Annotated in this window: 15 protein-coding genes; 6 read left to right on the top strand and 9 right to left on the bottom strand. The window is 48.5% G+C overall.

The window, feature by feature from the left end; translation table 11 throughout:
• Window positions 1-2: 2 nt before the first annotated feature.
• The gene (locus ABF86_RS02095) at window positions 3-830 is read right to left on the bottom strand and encodes an inositol monophosphatase family protein (protein WP_011633527.1); all 828 of its coding nucleotides are present in this window, start codon (window positions 828-830) and stop codon (window positions 3-5) included.
• A 50-nt stretch (window positions 831-880) separates the two neighbouring features.
• Here ABF86_RS02095 and ABF86_RS02100 point away from each other — a divergent pair, with 50 nt between their 5' ends.
• Entirely contained in the window at window positions 881-1,627 is a 747-nt protein-coding gene (locus ABF86_RS02100; protein ID WP_074684679.1) for an RNA methyltransferase, read from the top strand.
• An 83-nt stretch (window positions 1,628-1,710) separates the two neighbouring features.
• On the opposite strand, the gene ABF86_RS02105 is transcribed toward ABF86_RS02100, so the two are convergent.
• Window positions 1,711-2,325, bottom strand: a complete 615-nt coding sequence (locus ABF86_RS02105; protein ID WP_011633529.1) for a glutathione S-transferase — start codon at window positions 2,323-2,325, stop codon at window positions 1,711-1,713.
• Window positions 2,326-2,461: 136 nt separating this feature from the next.
• On the opposite strand from ABF86_RS02105, the gene purB reads away from it, so the two are divergent.
• The 4 genes from purB (at window position 2,462) to dnaJ (ending at window position 7,873) form a co-directional block, all read left to right on the top strand.
• Window positions 2,462-3,838, top strand: coding sequence for an adenylosuccinate lyase (gene purB / locus ABF86_RS02110; RefSeq protein WP_011633530.1), 1,377 nt, complete (start codon window positions 2,462-2,464; stop codon window positions 3,836-3,838).
• A gap of 137 nt (window positions 3,839-3,975) precedes the next feature.
• Entirely contained in the window at window positions 3,976-4,566 is a 591-nt protein-coding gene (gene grpE / locus ABF86_RS02115; protein WP_011633531.1) for a nucleotide exchange factor GrpE, read from the top strand.
• A 63-nt stretch (window positions 4,567-4,629) separates the two neighbouring features.
• On the top strand, window positions 4,630-6,573 hold the full coding sequence (gene dnaK, locus ABF86_RS02120; protein ID WP_011633532.1) for a molecular chaperone DnaK: 1,944 nt from the start codon (window positions 4,630-4,632) through the stop codon (window positions 6,571-6,573).
• A gap of 190 nt (window positions 6,574-6,763) precedes the next feature.
• Window positions 6,764-7,873: a molecular chaperone DnaJ gene (dnaJ, locus tag ABF86_RS02125; RefSeq protein WP_011633533.1), complete on the top strand. Its 1,110-nt coding sequence runs from the start codon at window positions 6,764-6,766 to the stop codon at window positions 7,871-7,873.
• Between the two features lie 97 nt (window positions 7,874-7,970).
• On the opposite strand, the gene ABF86_RS02130 is transcribed toward dnaJ, so the two are convergent.
• The 7 genes from ABF86_RS02130 to msrA all read right to left on the bottom strand — a co-directional run bounded on the left by ABF86_RS02130 (window position 7,971) and on the right by msrA (window position 18,881).
• Entirely contained in the window at window positions 7,971-11,315 is a 3,345-nt protein-coding gene (locus ABF86_RS02130) for a mechanosensitive ion channel domain-containing protein (RefSeq protein WP_074684680.1), read from the bottom strand.
• A 253-nt stretch (window positions 11,316-11,568) separates the two neighbouring features.
• Window positions 11,569-11,718 (bottom strand): hypothetical protein, encoded by a 150-nt coding sequence (locus tag ABF86_RS02135; protein WP_160803439.1) that lies wholly within the window; start codon window positions 11,716-11,718, stop codon window positions 11,569-11,571.
• Between the two features lie 58 nt (window positions 11,719-11,776).
• A complete protein-coding gene (locus ABF86_RS02140) occupies window positions 11,777-12,343 on the bottom strand; it encodes a TetR/AcrR family transcriptional regulator (protein WP_074684681.1) in 567 nt (188 codons plus the stop codon).
• A 57-nt stretch (window positions 12,344-12,400) separates the two neighbouring features.
• Window positions 12,401-13,594, bottom strand: coding sequence for an NAD(P)/FAD-dependent oxidoreductase (locus ABF86_RS02145; protein ID WP_074684682.1), 1,194 nt, complete (start codon window positions 13,592-13,594; stop codon window positions 12,401-12,403).
• Between the two features lie 61 nt (window positions 13,595-13,655).
• Window positions 13,656-14,198, bottom strand: a complete 543-nt coding sequence (locus ABF86_RS02150) for an OsmC family protein (RefSeq protein WP_074684683.1) — start codon at window positions 14,196-14,198, stop codon at window positions 13,656-13,658.
• Window positions 14,199-14,927: 729 nt separating this feature from the next.
• Window positions 14,928-17,549 (bottom strand): aminopeptidase N, encoded by a 2,622-nt coding sequence (pepN, locus tag ABF86_RS02155; protein ID WP_160803440.1) that lies wholly within the window; start codon window positions 17,547-17,549, stop codon window positions 14,928-14,930.
• Window positions 17,550-17,621: 72 nt separating this feature from the next.
• The gene (gene msrA, locus ABF86_RS02160; protein WP_143032832.1) at window positions 17,622-18,881 is read right to left on the bottom strand and encodes a peptide-methionine (S)-S-oxide reductase MsrA; all 1,260 of its coding nucleotides are present in this window, start codon (window positions 18,879-18,881) and stop codon (window positions 17,622-17,624) included.
• Window positions 18,882-19,215: 334 nt separating this feature from the next.
• Between msrA and ABF86_RS02165 the strand changes: the two genes are divergently transcribed.
• Window positions 19,216-22,200 carry an EAL domain-containing protein gene (locus tag ABF86_RS02165; RefSeq protein WP_083341412.1) on the top strand — a complete coding sequence of 995 codons (2,985 nt, stop codon included), beginning with the start codon at window positions 19,216-19,218 and terminating at the stop codon, window positions 22,198-22,200.

A 22,200-nucleotide genomic window follows, 5' to 3' on the forward strand; every position in this document is an offset into this window, starting at 1 on the left:
AATTACTTGGGCAACTCGCGGTTCTCGGCAAGAAGCTGTTCGGTCAGATGGGGGGTGATAATTTGCAGAAGCTGGGAGAAGATTTTGGGATTGCCTGCAACGATCTGCCCACTTTGCATGTAATGTCCGTTCCCTTCCAAATCACCAACCATACCTCCTGCTTCGAGAATAAGCAGACATCCGGCTGCAATGTCCCACGGCGCCAACCCGGTTTCCCAGAAGCCATCGTAACGTCCGGCGGCAACGTAAGCGAGATCCAGTGCCGCAGAGCCCGGGCGGCGAATGCCGGCTGTTTTGGGAATCATGTCTCTGAACATGGCCAGATAGGCATCCATATGTGTGAAATCTCTAAACGGGAATCCAGTGCCGATCAGGCATTCGCCTAACTGTGCTCGTTTGCCAACACGAATACGATGATCATTGAGAAAGGCACCGCTGCCGCGCGTGGCAGTAAATAATTCATCGCTTACCGGATCGTAGATGACAGCTTGTGACAAAATTCCACGGTGTAACAACGCGATCGAGACGCAGTATTTTGGAAATCCGTGCAGGAAATTGGTGGTGCCGTCCAATGGATCAATTATCCACTGATATTCCGATTTGTTTGCATTCCCGCTGGCACCGCTTTCTTCTGCTAGAATCGAATGATCAGGGTATGCATCCAGCAATATTTTGATAATGGCATCTTCAGCAGCTTTGTCCACTTCGCTGACAAAATCGCTGTGAGCTTTGCGCGAAACAGTCAGCCGATCCAAATCCATTGAGGCACGATTGATGATGTTGCCGGCCCGGCGAGCTGCCTTAACTGCGATGGTAAGCGTGGGATGCATGGTAAAAAATTTACTTTAGAAACAAATGACTGGAAAACCGCTATTCTAATATGAATCCTGCCTCGCCGCTCGATAATGTCCGGATTGTGTTGAGCCATACCAGCCATCCGGGCAATATCGGTGCAACGGCCCGTGCCATGAAAACCATGGGGCTGAACAAGCTTTACCTGATCAACCCGAAATCCTTTCCGGATAGTGAGGCGGATGCCCGCGCCTCCAATGCACGCGACATACTTGACACGGCGCACGTCTGCAGTAACCTGGAGGAGGCGCTGGGGGATACTTTTCTGGCTGCTGCCCTGACTGCTCGCCGGCGTGATTTGCCGCACCCGACCTGTAATGCCAGGCAGGCAGCCATTGAGCTGATCCGGCATGCACAGCATCATCCGGTAGCGTTGCTGTTTGGCCGGGAAAGTGCCGGATTGACCGCAGCGGAAATCAGTCATTGCCAGGTAACGGTGCAGATTCCGGCTAACCCTGATTGTTCTTCGCTTAACCTGGCAGCTGCGGTACAAGTTATGGCTTATGAGCTGCGCATGGTACTTGAAGAAGATGCTGCTGCGCATTATTTTGCATCCCGATTGCCGGATGCCGCCAGCCTGCATGAAATTGAAGGATTACACTATCACCTGGAACGGGTCATGATCCACAGTGGATTTATGGATCCTGACCAACCCAAACACCTCATGCGCCGGATACGTCGTTTGTTTGCACGTACCCGGCTGGAAAAGGAAGAGGTGAATCTTTTGCGTGGTCTGCTGACTGCGGTCGATCCGCATAATTCATCCAAAAGCTGATTTTCTCCGGGCGCTCAGCCTATTCTGGCTGATGTTCCTAAAGCCACGCTGTTTCCTGGCTCTGTTTTTGGTGATTCGGTTGATTAATTCGGAGCAACGGTTGTTTTAAATGATTGACGTTCTGCCAGTTTATTAGCCAACCGAACGAGATTGGGGTAAGTATCACGCCATTTGATCTCGGCGAAACGAGCATCCAGATAACCGAATGCACAGCCGAGTGCGATGTCAGCCAAGGTCATGGATGCTCCTTCGCACCATGCTTGATCACCCAGATCCGATGAAGCTGCCTGCAGCCCCTGGTCAATTTTCTTTTGCTGACGTTCTATCCATTCCTGGCTTTGCTGTGATTCAGGGCGTTTCCGTTCAAGATAAATTGCCACGCAGGCGTCGATGATCCCGTCAGCAAGCACTTCCCAGCGCTTGACGCGCAGTCGTTCAGGTCCGGAAGCCGGAATCAGCCGGGTGGAACTGGCGCTGTCCTGGTCATCCAGATATTCAACAATCACACGTGAATCAAACAGGATAAAGCCGTCATCCATAATCAGAGCCGGTACCTTACCCAGCGGATTAACCTGGGCAACCTTGGTGTCAGGGCTGAACGGAGGATCATTGGTAAATTCATAGTCGATGCTTTTTTCAACAAGCATGATGCGTACCTTGCGTACATACGGGCTGGTCAGTGATCCAATAAGCTGCATTTCATTGTCCTTTTTGTTTTTGGAATATTGATTATGTCATTTTATCCCAGCCGGAGAGATGATGGCGAGCTGTGATAAAATGCGCGCTCCCGCACCGTGAATGACCGAATTCAAACAATCATTTAAGTATTAATTGATGGATATCCCGACACTTCTCTCACTTTCTCCATTAGATGGCCGATACCAGCAGAAGGTGGCAGCCTTGCGTCCCTTCTTCAGCGAATATGCATTAATCCGCCACCGGATTCATGTGGAAATTGAGTGGTTTAAAGCAGTAGCGAATATCCCGGTCTTGACCGGTGTTTCATCGCTGTCAGCTAGCGTAATTGCACAGTTGAATCAGCTTTCGGAGAATTTTTCCATTGCCGATGCAGAAGCTGTCAAAGCTATCGAAGCGCGCACCAATCATGATGTAAAGGCGGTAGAGTACTGGCTGAAGGAAAAACTGGCTGGAGATCAGGAAATTGTGGCGCTCTCCGAGTTTATTCATTTTGCCTGCACTTCAGAAGATATCAACAACCTGTCACACGGTCTGATGCTCAAACATAGTCGGGATCAGGTCATGCTCCCCGCGCTTGATGACATCATTAAACAACTCACAACGCTTGCCAGGGAATTGGCTGATGTTCCCATGCTTGCCCGTACGCATGGACAGGCAGCCACGCCGACTACCATGGGTAAGGAAATGGCCAATTTTGTCTACCGGTTGCGTCAGGGGCGTGAGTGTCTTGCCGCTATCACCATTTCCGGTAAAATCAATGGAGCGGTGGGTAATTACAATGCCCACATGATTGCCCTTCCAGAATTCGACTGGGAAACGTTTGCTCGTTCCTTTGTCGAGAAGCTCGGCATCACCTTTAATCCCTATACGATCCAAATCGAACCGCATGACACCATGGCCGAGCTGTTCGATGCCTACGCTCGCATCAATACGATCCTGCTTGATCTGAACCGTGACATCTGGGGCTACGTTTCACTGGGTTACTTTCGGCAGAAAACCAAAGCAGATGAGGTTGGCTCTTCCACCATGCCGCATAAGGTCAACCCAATTGATTTTGAAAATTCGGAAGGCAATCTGGGTATCGCCAATGCCTTGCTCAGGCATTTGAGTGAAAAATTACCGATCTCACGCTGGCAGCGTGATCTTACCGACTCGACCGTGCTGCGCAATATGGGGGTGGCGCTTGGTCATACGTTACTGGCCTATGACTCATGTCTTAAGGGGCTTGGAAAGCTGCAAGCAGATCCAATGCGTTTATCGGAGGATTTGCAGCATGCCTGGGAAGTTCTGGCCGAACCGATTCAAACCGTGATGCGTCGTTATGGAATAGTCAACCCGTATGAACAGCTCAAGGCTTTAACGCGCGGGAAAACGGGAATCGACCGCAGCACACTTCAACAGTTTATCGAACAACTTGATATTCCCGTGGCTGAAAGAGAACGCCTACTGCAGCTTACTCCTGCAAGTTACATTGGTCTGGCAGCGCACCTGGCAAAAAATATTAGCAACTGATCCCAGGAAGCTGATCTTCCCCGCCGCCAATCTTTACCCATTGAAACCGAGTACAGCTCCAATGATTTTTTTGTGATTTGGGGTTGAAAAGGGAAATATTGACCCCAATATCACCGGCACCGTTATAGGAGGAATCTATGCAAGAGCCACATAACCAGGAACCTATCGAAGAACAGAAACTGTCGGAAATGGAGGATACTCTGGAAAAACAGCATTCCGGTGCATCAACGGAAAATACAGAAAGAGCCGAGGAGGGTGTTGTTATTCCAGATCTTGAGCAACAGCTGAAAGAAGCAGAGATAAGAGCAGCCGAGCATCATGATGCCTGGTTGCGTGCCAAGGCAGAAACCGAGAATATCCGCAAACGCGCGCAAACAGATATTGCCAATGCACATAAGTATGCTATTGATAATTTTGCCACCCAGTTGCTGGCCGTGATGGATAGTCTGGATGCTGCGCTGGCTGTGGAAAATTCCACCATTGAGAGTTTGAAAGATGGTGTGGAGCTTACGCGCAAGCAGCTTGCAGCAGTCTTTGAAAAATTCAACATTCATACCATCAATCCACAAGGAGAAAAGTTCGACCCACACCAGCATGAAGCCATGTGCACAGTGGAATCGGATATACCTCCCAACACAGTTACACAAGTCATGCAAAAGGGGTATGTATTACATGAGCGGGTAATCCGGCCTGCCATGGTTGCTGTTTCCAAGGCAAAGAGCACTTGAGATTTTCAGGAAGACCCTTATTTCATGTTGGTAGGATAAATTTCAACTTTTAAAGGACATACTATGGCAAAAATAATTGGCATTGATCTTGGAACGACCAACTCATGCGTTGCCGTCATGGAAAACAACAAACCTAAGGTCATCGAGAATGCTGAAGGTACAAGAACGACTCCGTCGATTGTGGCTTATGCAGAAGACAATGAAGTTCTGGTGGGCGCATCGGCCAAACGTCAGGCGGTTACTAATCCGGAAAATACTCTGTTTGCCATCAAGCGACTGATTGGCCGCAAGTTCGATGAAGAAGTAGTGCAAAAGGATATCAGTGTTACACCATACAAGATTGTGCGCGCTGATAACAACGATGCGTGGATAGAAGTGCGCGGCAGGAAAATTGCTCCACCAGAGGTTTCTGCACAAGTGTTGATGAAGATGAAAAAAACAGCCGAGGATTATCTGGGTGAATCGGTTACGGAGGCGGTTATCACTGTTCCGGCATATTTCAATGATTCTCAGCGGCAGGCCACCAAGGATGCAGGGCGTATTGCGGGACTGGAAGTCAAGCGAATCATTAATGAGCCAACTGCAGCAGCGCTTGCATTCGGGATGGACAAGAAGGAAGGTGATCGCAAAATTGCGGTATATGATCTGGGAGGGGGTACGTTTGATATTTCAATCATTGAAATCGCAGAAATAGAAGGTGAACATCAGTTTGAAGTACTGGCGACCAATGGCGATACTTTTTTGGGAGGAGAGGACTTTGACTCCAGTGTGATCAGTTATCTGGTAGAAGAGTTCAGGAAAGAGAGTGGAATTGATCTGAAAAAAGACATGCTGGCACTGCAGCGGCTCAAGGATGCGGCAGAAAAAGCTAAGATCGAGTTGTCTTCCAGTCAGCAGACGGAAGTAAATCTGCCATACATTACAGCAGATGCTTCGGGTCCCAAACATCTGGCAGTCAAGATTACACGAGCCAAACTGGAAAGTCTGGTTGAAGAGCTGATCGAACGCACCGCAGGTCCTTGCCGGACTGCGCTTAAAGATGCGGGGTTGTCTGTGTCTGACATTGATGACGTGATTCTGGTTGGCGGTCAGACTCGCATGCCGAAAGTTCAGGATAAGGTTAAGGAAATTTTTGGAAAAGAGCCGCGTAAGGACGTCAATCCTGACGAGGCGGTTGCAATTGGCGCCGCGATTCAAGGCGGAGTATTGCAGGGAGACGTCAAGGATGTGCTGCTGTTGGATGTTACGCCGCTATCATTAGGAATCGAGACACTGGGTGGTGTCATGACCAAGCTGATCCAGAAAAACACCACTATTCCGACCAAGGCCCAGCAAATATTTTCAACAGCGGAGGATAGCCAGACAGCGGTTACCATCCATGTGCTTCAGGGTGAACGGGAAATGGCATCTGGCAATAAAAGTCTGGGTCAGTTTAACCTGACTGATATTCCGCCGGCACAGCGCGGAATGCCGCAGATTGAGGTGACTTTTGATATTGATGCCAATGGAATCTTGCATGTCTCGGCCAAAGATAAGGCAACTGGCAAAGAGAACAAGATCAAGATCCAGGCAAGCTCCGGGTTATCCGAGGATGAAATCCAGAAAATGGTAAAAGACGCCGAGACACATGCGGAAGAGGACAAGAAGGCGTTGGAGCTGGTTAACAGCCGTAATCAGTGTGACGCCATGATTCATTCAGTTAAAAAATCATTGACTGAATATGGCGACAAGCTGGAGGCGGATGAAAAATCCAAAATTGAGGCAGCCTTGAAAGATGCCGAGGAAGCGCTCAAGTCTGGGGACAAAGAGGCAATTGATGCGAAAACACAGGTATTGACCGAAGCCTCACACAAGCTGGCCGAAAAAATGTATGCCCAGGAACAGGCACAAGCCGGTCAGCAGGCAGGTCCGGGTGCCGGATCAGCCTCTGCTGGTCAATCCGGAGAAAAGCCGGTTGAAGGCGAGGTTGTTGATGCTGAGTTCGAGGAAGTCAAGGATAAAAAATGATTTTCCGCAGGGCTGATGCAAAGTTCACATAGCAGTAACTCGTACTGAAAATATACGCAGAGAAAAGAGGAAATGACTATTTTCTCTGACCTCTGCGTTTTATATCCCTTATTACAATGGACCTTTTATCAAATTGCTGGAGTAATCGGCACAACGATGTCTGGATGATTTCTACCAGCAGGAATTTTTTATGAGTCAACGTGATTATTATGAAGTACTCGGTGTCGGCCGGGATGCGGATGAGAGCGAGCTGAAGAAGGTATATCGGAAGCTGGCAATGAAATACCATCCTGACCGGAATGCGGGTGATGCGAAGGCGGAAGAACGATTCAAGGAAATCAAGGAAGCCTATGAGGTGCTGTCTGATTCCAACAAACGTGCTGCTTACGATCAGTTTGGTCATGCCGGCCTGAATGGCGGAGTGGGCGGAGCGGGAGCGCAGGGATTCAGTGACGCTTTCAGTGATATTTTCAGTGATCTGTTTGGCATGCGCGGAGGTGGACGCTCTAGTGTCCATCGTGGCGCTGATCTGCGCTATAACCTGGAGATTACACTGGAACAGGCGGCGCGTGGTACAGAAACCAAAATACGTATTCCCAGGCAGGAAGCCTGTGATACCTGCCATGGCAGCGGTGCAAAACCGGGGACATCTCCCAAAACCTGCCCAACTTGTAACGGACATGGCCAGGTTCGTATGCAACAGGGTTTTTTTTCGATTCAGCAAACCTGCTCACATTGTCATGGCAGCGGCAAGATTGTTTCCGATCCTTGCACGGATTGCCAGGGAGCAGGGCGAGTCAAGCGTCATAAAACCCTGTCTGTCAGAATTCCGGCTGGTGTAGATGAGGGCGACAGTATACGCTTGACTGGGGAAGGAGAGGCTGGTGCAAGCGGCGGGTTGGCAGGTGATCTGTATGTGGTCATTCATCTGGCCAGCCACCCTGTTTTTCAGAGAGAGGGAAACCACTTGCATTGCGAGATACCAATCAGTTTTACCGTGGCGGCATTGGGGGGGGAAATCGAAGTGCCCACGCTTGATGGTCATGCTCGCATCAAGGTACCAACTGGAACCCAGACCGGTAAGATTTTCCGTTTGCGCAGCAAGGGAATTACCGGTGTACGTAATCAGTCAACAGGCGATCTGCTGTGCCATGTTGCAGTGGAAACACCAGTTAATCTGACTCCGCGCCAGAAGGAATTGCTCGAAGAATTCGAGTCTATCAGCCAGAAAGATGGCTCATTGCATCATCCACGTGCAAAATCCTGGATGGAGAAAGCACGCGAGTTCTTCACTGAGTGAAGCCAACTTAACGATAATCAGCGGTGGATATTTCCGTAAACCTTAATCTGCCGCTGATTACCAAGTTACCTGAAGGGCGTCTCTGAAAATCCAGTAGCTATTCTGTCTTTTTCGCTTGATCGATGGCTGCCTTTTCTGTGCTTTCTGGTTGCAAATGTACATCCATCTGCGGGAATGCAATTTCGATTCCTTCTTCTGAGAAATGTTGGTTGATTAACACATGCAGCTCATGCATCAATTTCATTCTGTCTGACAATTGTCCGGCAAATACCCACAATTCAAAGTTCAGAGAACTAGCACCAAATCCCAAGAGTAATGCGGCCGGTTCTGGATCGCGTAATACCAACGGATGATCATGTGCAATTTTCAGTAACAGTGCACGCGCCTTATCACAATCCGAGCGGTAGGCAATCCCTACCGGAATTATTATGCGCGTAGTCGGATCACTCAACGTCCAGTTAGTGAACTGTTGCGTGATGAATATCTTGTTGGGCACGATGACTTCTTTGCGATCACCGTCGATCAAGGTTGTTGCACGAATGTGAATCTTGCTGACAGTACCGCTGATATTGTTTAATGTAATCACATCTCCGATTCTGATGGGGCGTTCAAACAACAGAATCAGACCGGAAACAAAATTGGCAAATACTTCCTGCAGGCCGAAGCCCAATCCGACGCTCAGTGCAGCGACCAGCCACTGAATGTTTGACCACTGCATCCCCAGTTTCTGAAGAGTTACCATCAACCCAATGATCACGATTGTGTATCGGAGCAAGGTGGTCATGGCATATCCCGTACCACGGTCGAGCGATAAATGTCGCAACACCAACAGTTCAAGTGTGCCGGGCAGGTTATGCGCAGCAATCATGACAAGGCTCAGAATAACGATTGCAGCCAGTAATGTTTTTAATGTAATGGGTTGTAGAATAACTTCACTATCGATTTCCACCGATGTACGCCAGATCGTGATCTTCTCCAAAAAACTGAGTGCGGGCAGTACATCGATCCAGATAAAGCCAAGTCCGGTAATCAGCAATGCCCAAATGCTGATTTTCAGCACAGTGGCGGACTGCTTGCTGATCGTTTTGACATCAATGTAGTTGTCATCGAGTATATCCGCTTCACTTTTGCCTGATGCTGAACGTTGGGCCTGTATCTCCTCCCGTTTCTCGATTGCACGTTCGAATGCGATTCTGCGCTGGATGATTAACAGGCTGCGAAAACTTACAAAAAAGGTCAACGTGCAGAATATGATCCAGCTGATCGACTGGAATATGAGCAGGTATTGATAAATGGCAGCAAAATAGTAACCAATGGCTGCCATGATGATCATGCCGATTTGTAACACGAACAGGAGCGTCATCCAGAATCTGGGGTTGAGCATCAGATAGAATGATTCACCCTGATAAAGCGCCTTGCCGGAACGTGTGATGGCTATCCATCCCGAAGCGAACACTGCGAGTACCAGGCACAGCAGGATGAAAGTCAGCCGGCCAAAGCCATTGCGGACGAGATCATCGTCTAGCGCGTCAGTGAAGGCGATGATGATGCACAATAACGCTATGACAGGTGCAAAGCGTCTGGTATCCCGGTGCATTTTATCGACCAATTTTTCGGAACATCTGAATTGACCGATCAGTAAGCCTTCCGGGTGAAACAGCAACAATATGAACGACCAGATAAAAGCGGCAATTGCAGCTACATGTAGGCTTACCGAGAATGCATGGCCGATTTCTGTATTGGTACCATGATGCAGAATCACCGATGACAACTGAAAAGGCAGGTAAACCAACCCCGATATCAGCAGTGTAGCCAATAGCATCCCTACGGGATATAACAGCCTGTCTTGATTGACCTTTCCCCGCAAACTGTTTCCGATACGTGCCCAGGAAAGGTAAACAGGCCAGTATGTGTACCGGAAGATGGTAATTATCAGCGCAAATATCGCATAAACGATCAGGATATTTTTCCATGTTGCATTGATTACTTTCTCGGTTGCTGCCTGTGTTTTACTTGAGGTTAACCAAGTGATGGCATCCTGAATATCCTGTACGACATCTAGAGAAATGGGTTCTGCGCTGCGTGTCACCAGCAGATTCTCTTTCAGTAACAGCTTGTGCTGACCAATTTTCTCGATAAGCTGTTGTTGAATGGTAAGAAGGAGTTGCAGTTCCTTGATATAACCGTGCAGTACCTGGGAAAACTGGTCGATTATCTGCTCGCGGGATTGTTTCAGTTCATGAAACGCATCAGTGAGCTGCTGGTAAGCAGGGGTGTTGTCTGCCGGTATTTCTTCCCCGTTCATAATCTGCTTGAAATAGCCATGCTCGTTCAGCATTTGCAATTTTTCCTGCTCGAGCTGGAATAGCTCCAACCTGGCACTGTTCAAGTCTTTTTCGGTTTGTGTGATAGCCGGCTCGACCATGATTTCCTTGAATTGCTTTCTGACTTCCGTTCCCAGAGCAGTATCCTCCACCTTGAGTTCGAGCCGTTGTTGTAGCGCCGCATAACTTCGTGTGATGAGAGTAAGACGCTTTTCACTACCAGTTTTCTGGTTGATTAACCGGGTTGAAAGTTCGGCATAGCTGCTGAGCTTTTTGGCCAGTGACTGATTATCCAAGGCATATTTCTCTAGTCCCGGATACTGCCACGTTTTTTCGACCAGCAATTGCTGGGATTTTTCGACCACTTGTTCAGTTTCGGCACGCTTTTTCCGATTGATTTCTTCAGCGAGTAACTCGGTTTTCTGCTCTAACGCCTGAATTTTGGGCTGCAGGGAGAGTTTTTCCTGAAGCGTGGTGATTTCTATGGCATTGGGCAATACCAGCGCTTCCAATTCCAGCATGCGCGTTTTGTCAGTCAGCGCTTGTAATTGTGCTTCACGATAGTTTTCCAGCGCAGTAAGTATCTTTTTGTCTGTCGTTTTGTGGGTTTCAGAAGAATCTTCTGTCAGTTCTGCCCGTAAAGTGTTGATGGATGCCAGCTCTTCCCGTACGGTGACTGCACGTTGCCGCAGCTTGGAGATCTCAGCCATCAGCTTCTGTTGCTGGTTTTGCAGATCGGATAAGTCAGCCTGTGCTGCAATATGGCGTTGCTCTAGTTCTTCCGGCGGCAATTTGGCCAGCTTGTCCGGCGTAGTGATAGCGATTCCTGGCGGTACCTGGCTCTTTTTTAGATTCTCCAGCTGTTTTGGATACTGTTCCAGTTGCCGGGAATAATTGGCAGTCTTTTTCAGATATTCCTGATGATCAAGCAATACCTGTTGATGGTTATTATAAATTTCGCGCAACCGCTTCTTTTGTGGCGTTTCCTCACCATTGTCCGATATGCTGAGTTTTGTTTGAATCGCCTGGAGTTCTTCATCCAGCTCGCTGGCATAGACGTATCCAATACCTGTCATGATCAGTAATAAGAAAACCGTAATGTGAAGCAATCTGTTCATGTATTAATCGTAATGAAGGAAATCTGTCGAACCGATTTTTATCGGCTGCTGAGGTCTGTGCTGGTTCTTTATCAGCCAGATGAATGACTTATGCTACCAGTTTTTTCTGGTGTGGAATTCCGGGTATCTCATAACGATAGTTATCAGGCCCGGAAAATATCAAGCTGGCCCAGAGAGTTGCAGGATAATTTTCCAGGCTCCTGAATACGCGCTTCCTGCGAAATGATGCCTGATAGATAGCTTTCAGCAGGAATTAATTGATAAGCCTTTTGGGTAGGTTTCCGCCGCTTCCCCATGTATTGACATGAAGCTGCATGCCGATCAGTACAACACTTGTTACCACGACAGGAGCAATGAAGAGGCGTTTAATGTTGATAGATAAGTTTTCCCAGATTGTGATCATTCTTTCCCTCCTTATCCTCGGATTTACGTGGTTGCCAAGAAATCAAAAAAACATGAATTTATTTGGAGCTGCGTAAAATATCGGCAGCGGCCAGCTTGCCGACATGTGCAATCTCGCTATTACCGGTCACCATGGCCGCTACAATTGTCCCATCGATCAACAGATTCAGTTTTTCCGTGACCATTTCAGGATCACGTGCACCGTTTTCTGCCACCATTGCTACGAGTCTGGCAGTAATTTTTTCTCTGTGATCATTGGCGATTTCCTGTATCCAGCTGTTACATTTTTCATGCTCGGCGACGGCGTTGATAAATACACAGCCGTAAAAAATTTCGCTATCGAACCAGTCCTGCATTAAATCGAACAAGGCCAGAACGCGCTCATCTGGTGGACAGGTCATTTGCGGGAGATCGCAGTCGAACCAGTGGAACCATATACTGGCCTCCGCCTCAAATACGGCCTTGAGCAGATTCTCCTTCGATCCATAGTGGGTATAGAGGCTACGCCGGGATACACCGGATTCTTCGATAATCCTGGCAATCCCCGTTGCGTGAATACCCACCTGGCAGAACAGACGTCGTGCTGTCTGCAGGATTCTTTCCTCGACAGAGATTTTTTTGGGCATTGTTTTTAGATTAACCAGTGCTTTATCAGGTAGTAGGGAAAGGCGGGAAGATTCCTGTTAATTTTCCTGCCTTGTACCGAGTTGTTGACTGAGTTTTCGGGCAATTTTGTCGGCCTCCAGCCGGATTTCATTTAACTGGCCGCTGAGTGGATTGACCTGCCCAATAAAATACAGGCGTGGTGCATCCGGAAACTCCTGATCACCTGCAATTTTGGCTCGGCCTTTTTCATCAGTAATGCCAGATATTTGAATGAGCTCAGGGAAGCCGGTGCGGAATCCGGTCCCTGCAACGATGATATCCGGTTGCAGAGTCGTAGTACCCGGATTGGTATTTTGTGCTGTTGGAATGGCGCTTAGAACTTCTACTGTTCCACCCGATATTTTCTGAATCGGCCCGACAATTTTGATGCGACCGGCACGGATATCGTCCACGAAAGGCCGATAAAGAATTGGTACGACATTATTGATGGCGTACTGCTTTAACGTTGACATGGTGGGAGAGGGAAGCCCGTAAGCGGACAGATCACCAATCATGGTGTGCCGCAAGAAACTCAGCACACTATCCGCCAGTGAATTCGGCAGTTGCCTTAACACTATTCCAAGCCCGACAAAAGGAATACCCAAAATACTCTTGGGCAGAAGTTGTGGCGGTGTTCTGACGGACATAATGACTGAACTGGCGTATTCCGCCAACCGACTGGCAATTTCGGCGGATGAATTGCCGCTACCAACCACCAACACATGCTTGTCTGCATATTCCTGTGCATTTTTGAATTGCGAGGAATGAATGATTTTTCCGGCAAAAGTATTCTTGCCTTCCCATTCAGGAATAACCGGAATGCGATTGGTACCTGTTGCAATAACTACGGCGCGAGATTCAAATTGCTGGTTATCGATACTGGTAATCTGCCAGATATCGCGTTCATGGTCGTAGCGTATTTTTTCAATCTCGATGCTGGTCTGTACCGTAAAACCGCCACGTTCAGGCATGTTCTCAAGCAGTGCTACCACTTCATCACGTGAAGGCCAGCCACCGGCTGACAAGGGAAATTTGTTACCCGGCAATGCAGAACAGAAACGGCCCGTATTCAGGCGTAGCCCGTCGTAATGATTCCGCCAGACATCACCGACAGCAGGCGTGCGTTCCAGCACCAGCGGGGTGAAGCCTGCTTTGGTCAGTTCATGTGCGGCTGACAGACCGGCCGGACCGGCGCCCACTATGGCTACATCATGGATATCACTGGTATTCATCTGTTTTCTCCTTTCGGTTTCAATCAGAACTGCCTCATAGATACATGGTTCGTGGCATGCTTTACTTCGGCTGGTGATGAATTTCGATATTGACCGGTACCGGACGCATGATGGTATCGGGTATCGGCGCAGTTTGCTTCAGCTTCTCTAGTAGTGCGAGTACTTTTTCTTGTGGTGCATCGGTTTGAATTTCCACGACTACGTTGATGTCCTCAAATCCCGGGTTGCCTGCCTCAACTGCATAAGCCACGCCAAAATTGACGCGCCCCGAAACATGTAATCGCAATGACTCCACGTTGATACGGGCAGCAGATAATCCACCGATATAAGAGGCAGCCAGGCAGTGACCGACAGCAGTCAGCAACAGATCCTGCGGAGAGATGCCCGTGCCTTCGCCACCGTAACGCAGAGGTTCATCGCCGATAATCGTCTGGCCATCGGTAACATTTGCAGTGGTATGGTAGCCGCTATCCCAGACAACCGTTGCCTGGTATTTGGGTTTGGCCATATCACCGCTGCGATCTTCACTGATCTGTTTTTGTATGACAAAAGATTGTTCAATATTGATTCCATTGATAATATTTTTAGTATCCGGGGCACTCATTGTTAACCTCCTGATATGAGCTATTGCTATAAGTAGACCATTCGTTCTCTTTCGAGCCGATAATATACCGGGAAGAATGAAATGGCAAGGTTGGGGTGATCTACTTACTCTGTCATTGTGAAAATCCATGGGATTGAAGCAATCCAGTAATGAGCAAGTTGCGAACCCTAACAGGGGAAGCTTATGAAGAAAGAGAGATCAAGCAATGTCCACTACCAAAGTCAGACAATCTTTGAACGGCATAGATGTTACGCGGCTGGCACCATTACAAAATCCAGAACCGACCTCCTGCTGCTTTCGTGCAACCAGTATAGTACCCGGCTCGGCGGAGGGCGTTCACGGACAGCGATTTAAGGTTTCTGGGGAGCCGGGCGAGAAGATACTTCCCGTATCCAGCCTTTCTATTGGGATGGTGATGAACCATCGGCATTATTGGGTACCAATCACGGGCCTAATGCGGTAGAAGCAGTGTTACACAGTTTGGCCTCGGGTCTGGGCTGCACGCGTTGCTTATAATGCTGCAGCGCGTGGTATATCAATCCAAAACCTTAAAGTTTGATCCGGAGAGCTTGATAGACACATTTCTCGGTTTTTCTGATGAAATCAGGCCTGGTTATAGCTAAATTCAGGTGACTTATCGGATAAGAACCTGTTCCAAGTTGTTTTACGGATGTTCCAACTCTGATGAGAGAGACGTTGACATGTACTGAAGACACGCAAAAATACCCTTTAGTTCATCAGGCTCTTGCTCACCACCTCGTAAACATCCTTGCTTAATTCACGTTGCGACAATGATTCCAGCGCTTTTCGCATTAATATGGCGTGCTCGTCAATAAACTGATGCCAATGTGTTAATGGTGTCAACAAGCGAGCAGCCATTTGCGGGTTGCGTTGATCAATGTCGGCGATCTGGTCAGCCAGGAATTGGTAGGCTTTACCGGAGCGATCATGAAAACTGGCAAAGTTTTGATTGGCAAAAGCAGCGATCACGGCACGCAATTTATTCGGGTTGCGGGCATCAAACGCTGTGTGGTTTAAGAGCTCGTGTACTACCTGTAATACATTACCCCAAGGCCGTGTGACCTGTACCTGGAACCACATATTGACGACCAGTGTTTCGTGCTGCCATTGCTGGTAAAAAGCCTGCAGCGCTTCCTGTGCGATTGATCCGGCGTGTTCAGCATGCACCAGTGCTCGCAAGGCAGCAAATTGATCGGTCATGTTGTTTACCTGGGTAAATTGCTGCTGCGCCAGATTGCGGTAGCGCGCATCATTAATATGCAGCAAATAAGCCAGTGCACGGTTACATAAACTGCGTGCTGCCATCGCTGGTGCGAATAATCCTTGTATCTTGTCCTGCAAAGTCTGATAACAACCCAGCAGTTCTGGCTGTAACTGTATGGCAAGCTGTTGCTGTAATTGCGTTCTGGCCTGGCTGATCGCTGTCGGGTTGGCTTTATCGTACAGGCTGGCCAGATACTGCTCGCTGGGTAAGTCCAGCATGCAGGCCAATAAAGCCACATCCATGGATACATGGTCAGCCAGCAATTGTTTGAGTGTATCCACCAGCATAATTTGTTCTGCATGGTTATCCTTGCCGTCGATAGCGTTGCACAACGCTATGCGCATCAGGCTTTGCATGGCATCCCAGCGACAAAAGCCATCGCTATCCAGCAGAATCAATTGCTGCAATTGTGCTAACTGATAAGCATAGAAAATCTTCACTGGTGCTGAAAAGCCACGTAATAAAGATGGTACCGGGTTCTCAGCTACCTGTTCAAAGATGATGGTTTGCTGATCCTGATAAATATCCAGTACAGTTTCTGTGCCTTTGTTCTGTCCATCAATCACCAAAGCAAGCGCACCCTTGCTACCATAAAGCGCGATTTTGAGGGGAATGTGCAGCGCTTGCTTTTCTGTTTGTCCGGGTGTTGCGGGCGTATGCTGGCGGACGGTCAGGCTGTATTGCTGGCGAGCAGCATCGTAGCTGTCGCTGATATGCAGTTGCGGGGTGCCGGCTTGTGAATACCACAGACAAAACTGGCGCAAATCCTTGCCGGATACTGCTTCCATACACTGGACAAAATCATCGCAGGTGACTGCCTGGCCATCGAAGCGGCTGAAATACAAATCAGTAGCACGACGATACTGTTCCGGCCCCAGGATATTGGCCAGCATGCGCACTACTTCAGCACCTTTTTCATAAATTGTTACGGTATAGAAATTGGATATTTCTATATAGGAATCCGGCCGTACCGGGTGTGCCATCGGGCCGGCATCTTCAACAAACTGCACGCTGCGTATCACATTGGCATCTTCGATGCGCTTGACTGCACGGCTGTTCATGTCCGCTGAAAATTCAGAATCACGATAAACGGTTAAGCCTTCTTTCAGGCTTAACTGAAACCAGTCGCGGCAAGTGATCCGGTTGCCGGACCAGTTATGAAAATATTCGTGACCAATTACTCTTTCCACACGCTGGAATGCCGCATCGGTGGTGCTGGCCGGGTGAGCCAATACGCAGGAAGTGTTGAATATATTCAGCCCCTTATTTTCCATTGCCCCCATATTAAAATCATCTACGGCGACAATCATAAAACGATCCAGATCATATTCCCGGCCATAGGTTTGCTCATCCCAGCGCATGGCTTTTTTTAATGACCGCATGGCAAAGTAGCATTTATCGCTGTCTTTTGCTTCAGTATAGATTTGCAGCAAAACCTGACGGCCTGACTGGGTAGAAAAGTGATCTTCCAGGCAGACTAAATTACCTGCAACCAGCGCAAACAGATAGCTGGGTTTCTTGAAAGGATCGTGCCAGTGTACGATGCGCTTGCCAGCGTGCACTGTATCAGACAGGCAGTTGCCGTTGGAAAGCATAGTCGAAAAAGTACCTTCCTCAGCAATGATGACTGTTTCAAATTCGCTCATAACATCCGGGCGATCCAGATAGTAGGTAATCTTGCGGAAACCCTCGGCTTCGCATTGTGTGCAATACATGCCGCTAGAGCGATACAGCCCTTCCAATGCAGTGTTTTTCTCGGGATAGATACGTGTTTTGCACTGTAGGACAAAGCGTTCAGGCACGTTGTGAACGGTCATGTTTTGCGGGGTGATCTGGTAATCCCCGACACCAAGTGGGCGTTCATCAATTGCCAGAGAAAGTAATTCCAGTTGCTCGCCGTGTAGAACCAGGTGATCGGCGTGAGTGCTGTGCGGGTTGCGGACAATGGTCAGCTGACTATTGACATCGGTATAGCCTTCATGCAACTTGAAGGTCAGATGGGTTTTTTCAATTAGAAATTCAGGTGCGCGGTAATCAGCAAGGTAGGTAACAGTGGTGGTAGACATGATCAGCCATGAGAAAAATAGTTCTAAACAGGTATTAACCCACTTCAGCCTTCTGATTTCAAGTTACGCAGATCAATCCGGCACAAACTTCAGGACATTGCCGTTGATGCAGTAGCGTTTATGACTGGGGGGAGGGCCGTCATTGAATACATGGCCGAGATGAATGCCAGAGCTGGCACTGCGCACTTCAATCCGCTGCATATAGCCGGAGTTGTCTTTGTGATAGGTGACAGATCCTTCAGCCGGTTCAAAGAAACTGGGCCAGCCGGTTCCGCTGTTAAATTTGGTCTGGCTACGAAACAGCGTGACACCAGTGATCGGGTCAACAAACCTGCCCGGACGTTTCTCGTCCAGATTGGAGCCGGTGAAAGCGCGCTCGGTCCCCTGCTCGAAAGCAATTTTCTGTTGTTCCGGTGTCAATAATTGAAACCCAAGCCACTGCCAGAATTTTTCCTTTTCTCCGTTGTAACCAGTATAACGCGCCACCTCCTTGCCTTTGCTGAACAACACCATTGTGGGAGACGCAAATAAGGGTTTGTCCAGTACCCAATCGGTAGGCGGGTTGGCATTCATTGTCACGATCATGGGAACGTCTGCCTGCCAGTGGTCGAGGATATCCTGTTTGAATTGTACGCAAAATTCGCAGTTTTCTGATTCAAACACCACCAGTTGCCGATCAAAGTTTAAATCCTTGCTGTCAAGCAGCTGTACGGAAGGGGCGGCTGAAGTTGTGGTTGTATCTTTTGTATGATCTGCAGCAGGGTATTTCACACCTATGCCGCCCAAGCCACAGTAGCCATCCGGATTTTTCTTCAAATAATTTTGATGGTATTCTTCCGCGGTGATGTAGTTTTTGAGAGGCAGGATTTCAGTCGTAATCTGGCCATATCCAGCTGCTGTCAGCGCTTGCTGGTAGGTATCACGTGTGGCCAGCGCGAGGGTTTTTTGATCCTCATCGTGATAGTAGATAGCGCTACGATAATTACTGCCGATGTCATTCCCTTGGCGATCACCCTGAGTGGGATTATGACTTTCCCAGAATTTTGCCAGCACGCTTTCCAATGATACTTGTTCAGGAGCAAACGTCACTTTAACTACTTCGGCATGATTGCGTCCGGCAGCTCTGCCGATACGCAACGCGCGTTCAAAATTCAGAATATCCTCATAACCTACACCGGCGTGGTCACCACCTGCATAGCCGCTTTCCACATCAACCACCCCGGGCAGCTCTCCCATGCGCTTCTCGGCACCCCAGAAACAACCCATGCCCAGAACAATATAATTTGATTTTGAATCAGTAGTTTGATTTGAGTTTACAGAGCTGGGTGTCACGATTTTCTCCATTGCAAAGACAGTTATAACCATTGTTATTATCAAGATAATTAATGCAGCAATAATTGTTTTCATTTTTAGTGTGCTTTAACAAATATATTTTTCAGACATCCTGGAGTATCGCAAGTTCTCGTTTTATCAGGTTGTCATGATAAGTTCATACTTGCCGAAGCGTTATTCCTGTTGCCGTGAAGCGACAGAAATATTTGATATGCCTGTGATTCCAGAGCCATTTCTTATATTATCGAGCCGGTCAATTTTGATAGTTCTATGGATGTGGCATAACAAGTGACGATTTGCCAGGGTAATTTGCTCAATTGAGTAATCAACAATAATGCGTGTTCTTTATATCTCATGCAGTCAAAGTGATGTTGATAGCGTACAACGTGCATTAGTGCAGGAGGCAGCCGGGATTAAGTTGGCTACGGTGACGAATGTGCAGGATGCGCTGGCGCTCTTGCCCGCTGGTCCGGAACGAACTGCTGATTTCGATGTACTGCTGGTCGATTATTGTTTGCCGGGGATGGATGGTCTTGAATTTATCAGGTTGTTGCGCAAAGAGCGCAAACTGGACATTCCTGTTGTGCTGATGACCGGCCAGGACACCGATGCGGCAACTGCACTGGCACAATGTCCGGAGGTGGAAGGTTATCTGATCAAGCATAAAAACTATCTCTCCGGGATTCTTGCAACATTAGAGAAGGCGCAGTGGCTGGCCGAGTTGACGCGTGAGCGAGTCAATACAAAACGGGCAAATTTGCGCCTCTCCCATTTGCTGGCAGCTAGCCCGGTGATTCTGTACAACCTGCATTTTACAGAGGATTTGCCGCGACTTGTCTGGGTTAGTGAGAACGTTGAACAGGTACTTGGCTATACCCCGGAAGAAGCATGTATTCCTGACTGGTGGATTTCACATTTATACCCGGATGACCGGGATCAGGCAGTGGCGCGCCAGTCAATTCTGATATCCGAGGGGCAACTGGTGCATGATTACCGTTTTTATCATCGAGACGGGCGGATCGTCTGGTTGCTGGATCAATTGCAGCTAATTCGGGATGCCGGTGACCGACCATATGAAGTTGTCGGTACCTGTCTGGATATCAGTGAACGAAAACGAACTGAACTGATCCGGCAAGCGCAGCAGTCAGCATTGGATCTGATTGTTACCAACCAGTCGCTTCCAGTAATTTTGAGTGATATCGCGAAGCATCTCGAAGCGATCAATCCCGACATGCTGGTTTCCATTTTGTTGCTGGATAAGCAAACAAAGCGCCTGAAGCTGGGAGCCGCACCCAGTTTGCCGGATGATTACAATGCGGCAGTCAACGGCCAGGAGATTGGTGAAGGGGTAGGCTCCTGTGGTACGGCTGCCTTCCGGGGTGAAACGGTCATCGTGTCTGATATTGATCATCATCCGTACTGGCAGCATTTTCTGGATTTGACACGCAAGGCCAATCTTCATGCTTGCTGGTCCCTGCCGTTCAAGGATGAGCACAATGATGTGCTGGGTATTTTTGCCATCTATCATCATATCGCGTGTGAACCATCGCCAAAGGATCTGGAACTGATCCGGGAATTTGCGTCCTTTACGGCGCTGGCCGTGCAAAAGGTTCGGGCAACAGAAGCTTTGCGACTTTCTGCCACGGTATTTGCATCCATCCGTGAAGGGGTCGTGATTACAGATCTGGAGCCACGTATCGTTGCAGTCAATCGGGCATACATGAGGATAACTGGCTACAGTGAGGAACAGGTGCTGGGCAAGAATCCCAAGATTATCAAATCAGGTCTCCACGACAAGACGTTTTACCAGGCAATGTGGGCTACCTTGAAGGCAACAGGGCACTGGAGTGGAGAGGTCTGGAATCGTCGCAAAAATGGTGAGATCTATCCACAATGGCTGACGATCAATGCGGTATGTATCGATTCATCCTGTTGTGATGAAAGCAATTCCTGTAATTATGTTGGTGTATTTACCGATATTTCTCAAATAAAACAATCTGAAGCACAACTGGCACAACTGGCGCATTACGATCCGTTGACTGGTTTGCCCAACCGGCTGTTGGCACAGTCACAGCTGCATCAAGCCATAGAGCGGGCGCAACGACATGGCCGGCTGGTTGGTGTGCTCTATATCGATCTTGATCGTTTCAAAAATGTTAACGATAGTCTGGGCCATCCAGTCGGAGATGAGCTGCTGATCAAACTGGCCGAGCGCATGAAGAAGCGGGTACGTGAAGAAGATACACTGGCACGCCTGGGCGGGGATGAATTTTTGCTGGTGCTGGAAGATGTCCGTGATCTGGGTGATCCAGCATTTGTTGCGCAAAGCCTGATCAATCTGCTTACTTCTCCGTTTGTGCTGCCTAGCGGGCATGAGATCTTTATTAATGCCAGTATCGGCATCAGTCTGTTCCCAGAGGATGCGAGCAATGCGACTGAGTTGATTCAGCATTCTGATATGGCTATGTATCAGGCAAAAAAAGAGGGCCGCAATACCTATCGTTATCATACGGAAGCTTTGAGCGTTGCGGCGAATGAGCGGCTGATTATGGAAAATCGTTTGCGTTATGCCCTCTCGGCCGAGGAACTTATCTTGCATTATCAGCCGTTAGTAGATGCACGTACCGGTTATGTGGTTGGGGTAGAAGCATTGGTGCGCTGGCAGCCGCCAGGAAAAGCCATGGTGCCACCAGGAAAATTTATACCCATTGCAGAAGAAACGGGCCTGATCGTGCCGCTGGGAGAATGGGTGTTACGCACCGCCTGCAAGCAGGCTCGTGCCTGGATTGATGCTGGTTTGTCCCCACTTGTTATGGCGGTTAACTTGTCGGTACGGCAATTCCAGTCAGAAAATCTGGTCGGCATGGTGCAGCGGATACTGGAAGAAACGCAGCTTCCGGCTGATTACCTGGAACTTGAATTGACCGAGAGCATGTTCATGGAGCATGTGGAACAGTCGATTGAAACGTTGAATAAGTTGAAGACGCTTGGAGTTCACCTGGCGATTGATGATTTTGGTACGGGTTATTCATCATTGATTTATCTGAAGCGCTTTCCCATCGACAAGCTGAAAATTGATCAACGTTTTGTGCGCGATCTGGCGGATGATCACAATGATCGTGAAATTGCTGCAACGATTATCGCCATGGCGCGCGGGCTAAAGCTGGGTGTCCTGGCAGAAGGTATTGAATCAGAGCAGCAACTGGCTTTCCTGCGCCAGCAGGACTGTGATTATTATCAAGGATATCTGTTTCACCGGCCGGTACCGGCAATAGAACTAGAAGCCTGGTTGCGTGAGCATTCAGTGCCCAATAGATAG

Source organism: Nitrosomonas sp. GH22 (genome assembly GCF_009833115.1).
Lineage (GTDB): Bacteria > Pseudomonadota > Gammaproteobacteria > Burkholderiales > Nitrosomonadaceae > Nitrosomonas > Nitrosomonas eutropha.

Coding starts and splice junctions, on each gene's coding strand:
- purB (WP_011633530.1), top strand. CDS start 2,462: ATGGATATCCCGACACTTCTCTCACTTTCTCCATTAGATGGCCGATAC.
- ABF86_RS02150 (WP_074684683.1), bottom strand. CDS start 14,198: ATGAGTGCCCCGGATACTAAAAATATTATCAATGGAATCAATATTGAA.
- ABF86_RS02140 (WP_074684681.1), bottom strand. CDS start 12,343: ATGCCCAAAAAAATCTCTGTCGAGGAAAGAATCCTGCAGACAGCACGA.
- dnaJ (WP_011633533.1), top strand. CDS start 6,764: ATGAGTCAACGTGATTATTATGAAGTACTCGGTGTCGGCCGGGATGCG.
- ABF86_RS02165 (WP_083341412.1), top strand. CDS start 19,216: ATGCGTGTTCTTTATATCTCATGCAGTCAAAGTGATGTTGATAGCGTA.
- ABF86_RS02145 (WP_074684682.1), bottom strand. CDS start 13,594: ATGAATACCAGTGATATCCATGATGTAGCCATAGTGGGCGCCGGTCCG.
- ABF86_RS02095 (WP_011633527.1), bottom strand. CDS start 830: ATGCATCCCACGCTTACCATCGCAGTTAAGGCAGCTCGCCGGGCCGGC.
- ABF86_RS02130 (WP_074684680.1), bottom strand. CDS start 11,315: ATGAACAGATTGCTTCACATTACGGTTTTCTTATTACTGATCATGACA.
- pepN (WP_160803440.1), bottom strand. CDS start 17,549: ATGTCTACCACCACTGTTACCTACCTTGCTGATTACCGCGCACCTGAA.
- grpE (WP_011633531.1), top strand. CDS start 3,976: ATGCAAGAGCCACATAACCAGGAACCTATCGAAGAACAGAAACTGTCG.
- dnaK (WP_011633532.1), top strand. CDS start 4,630: ATGGCAAAAATAATTGGCATTGATCTTGGAACGACCAACTCATGCGTT.
- ABF86_RS02100 (WP_074684679.1), top strand. CDS start 881: ATGAATCCTGCCTCGCCGCTCGATAATGTCCGGATTGTGTTGAGCCAT.
- ABF86_RS02105 (WP_011633529.1), bottom strand. CDS start 2,325: ATGCAGCTTATTGGATCACTGACCAGCCCGTATGTACGCAAGGTACGC.
- ABF86_RS02135 (WP_160803439.1), bottom strand. CDS start 11,718: ATGATCACAATCTGGGAAAACTTATCTATCAACATTAAACGCCTCTTC.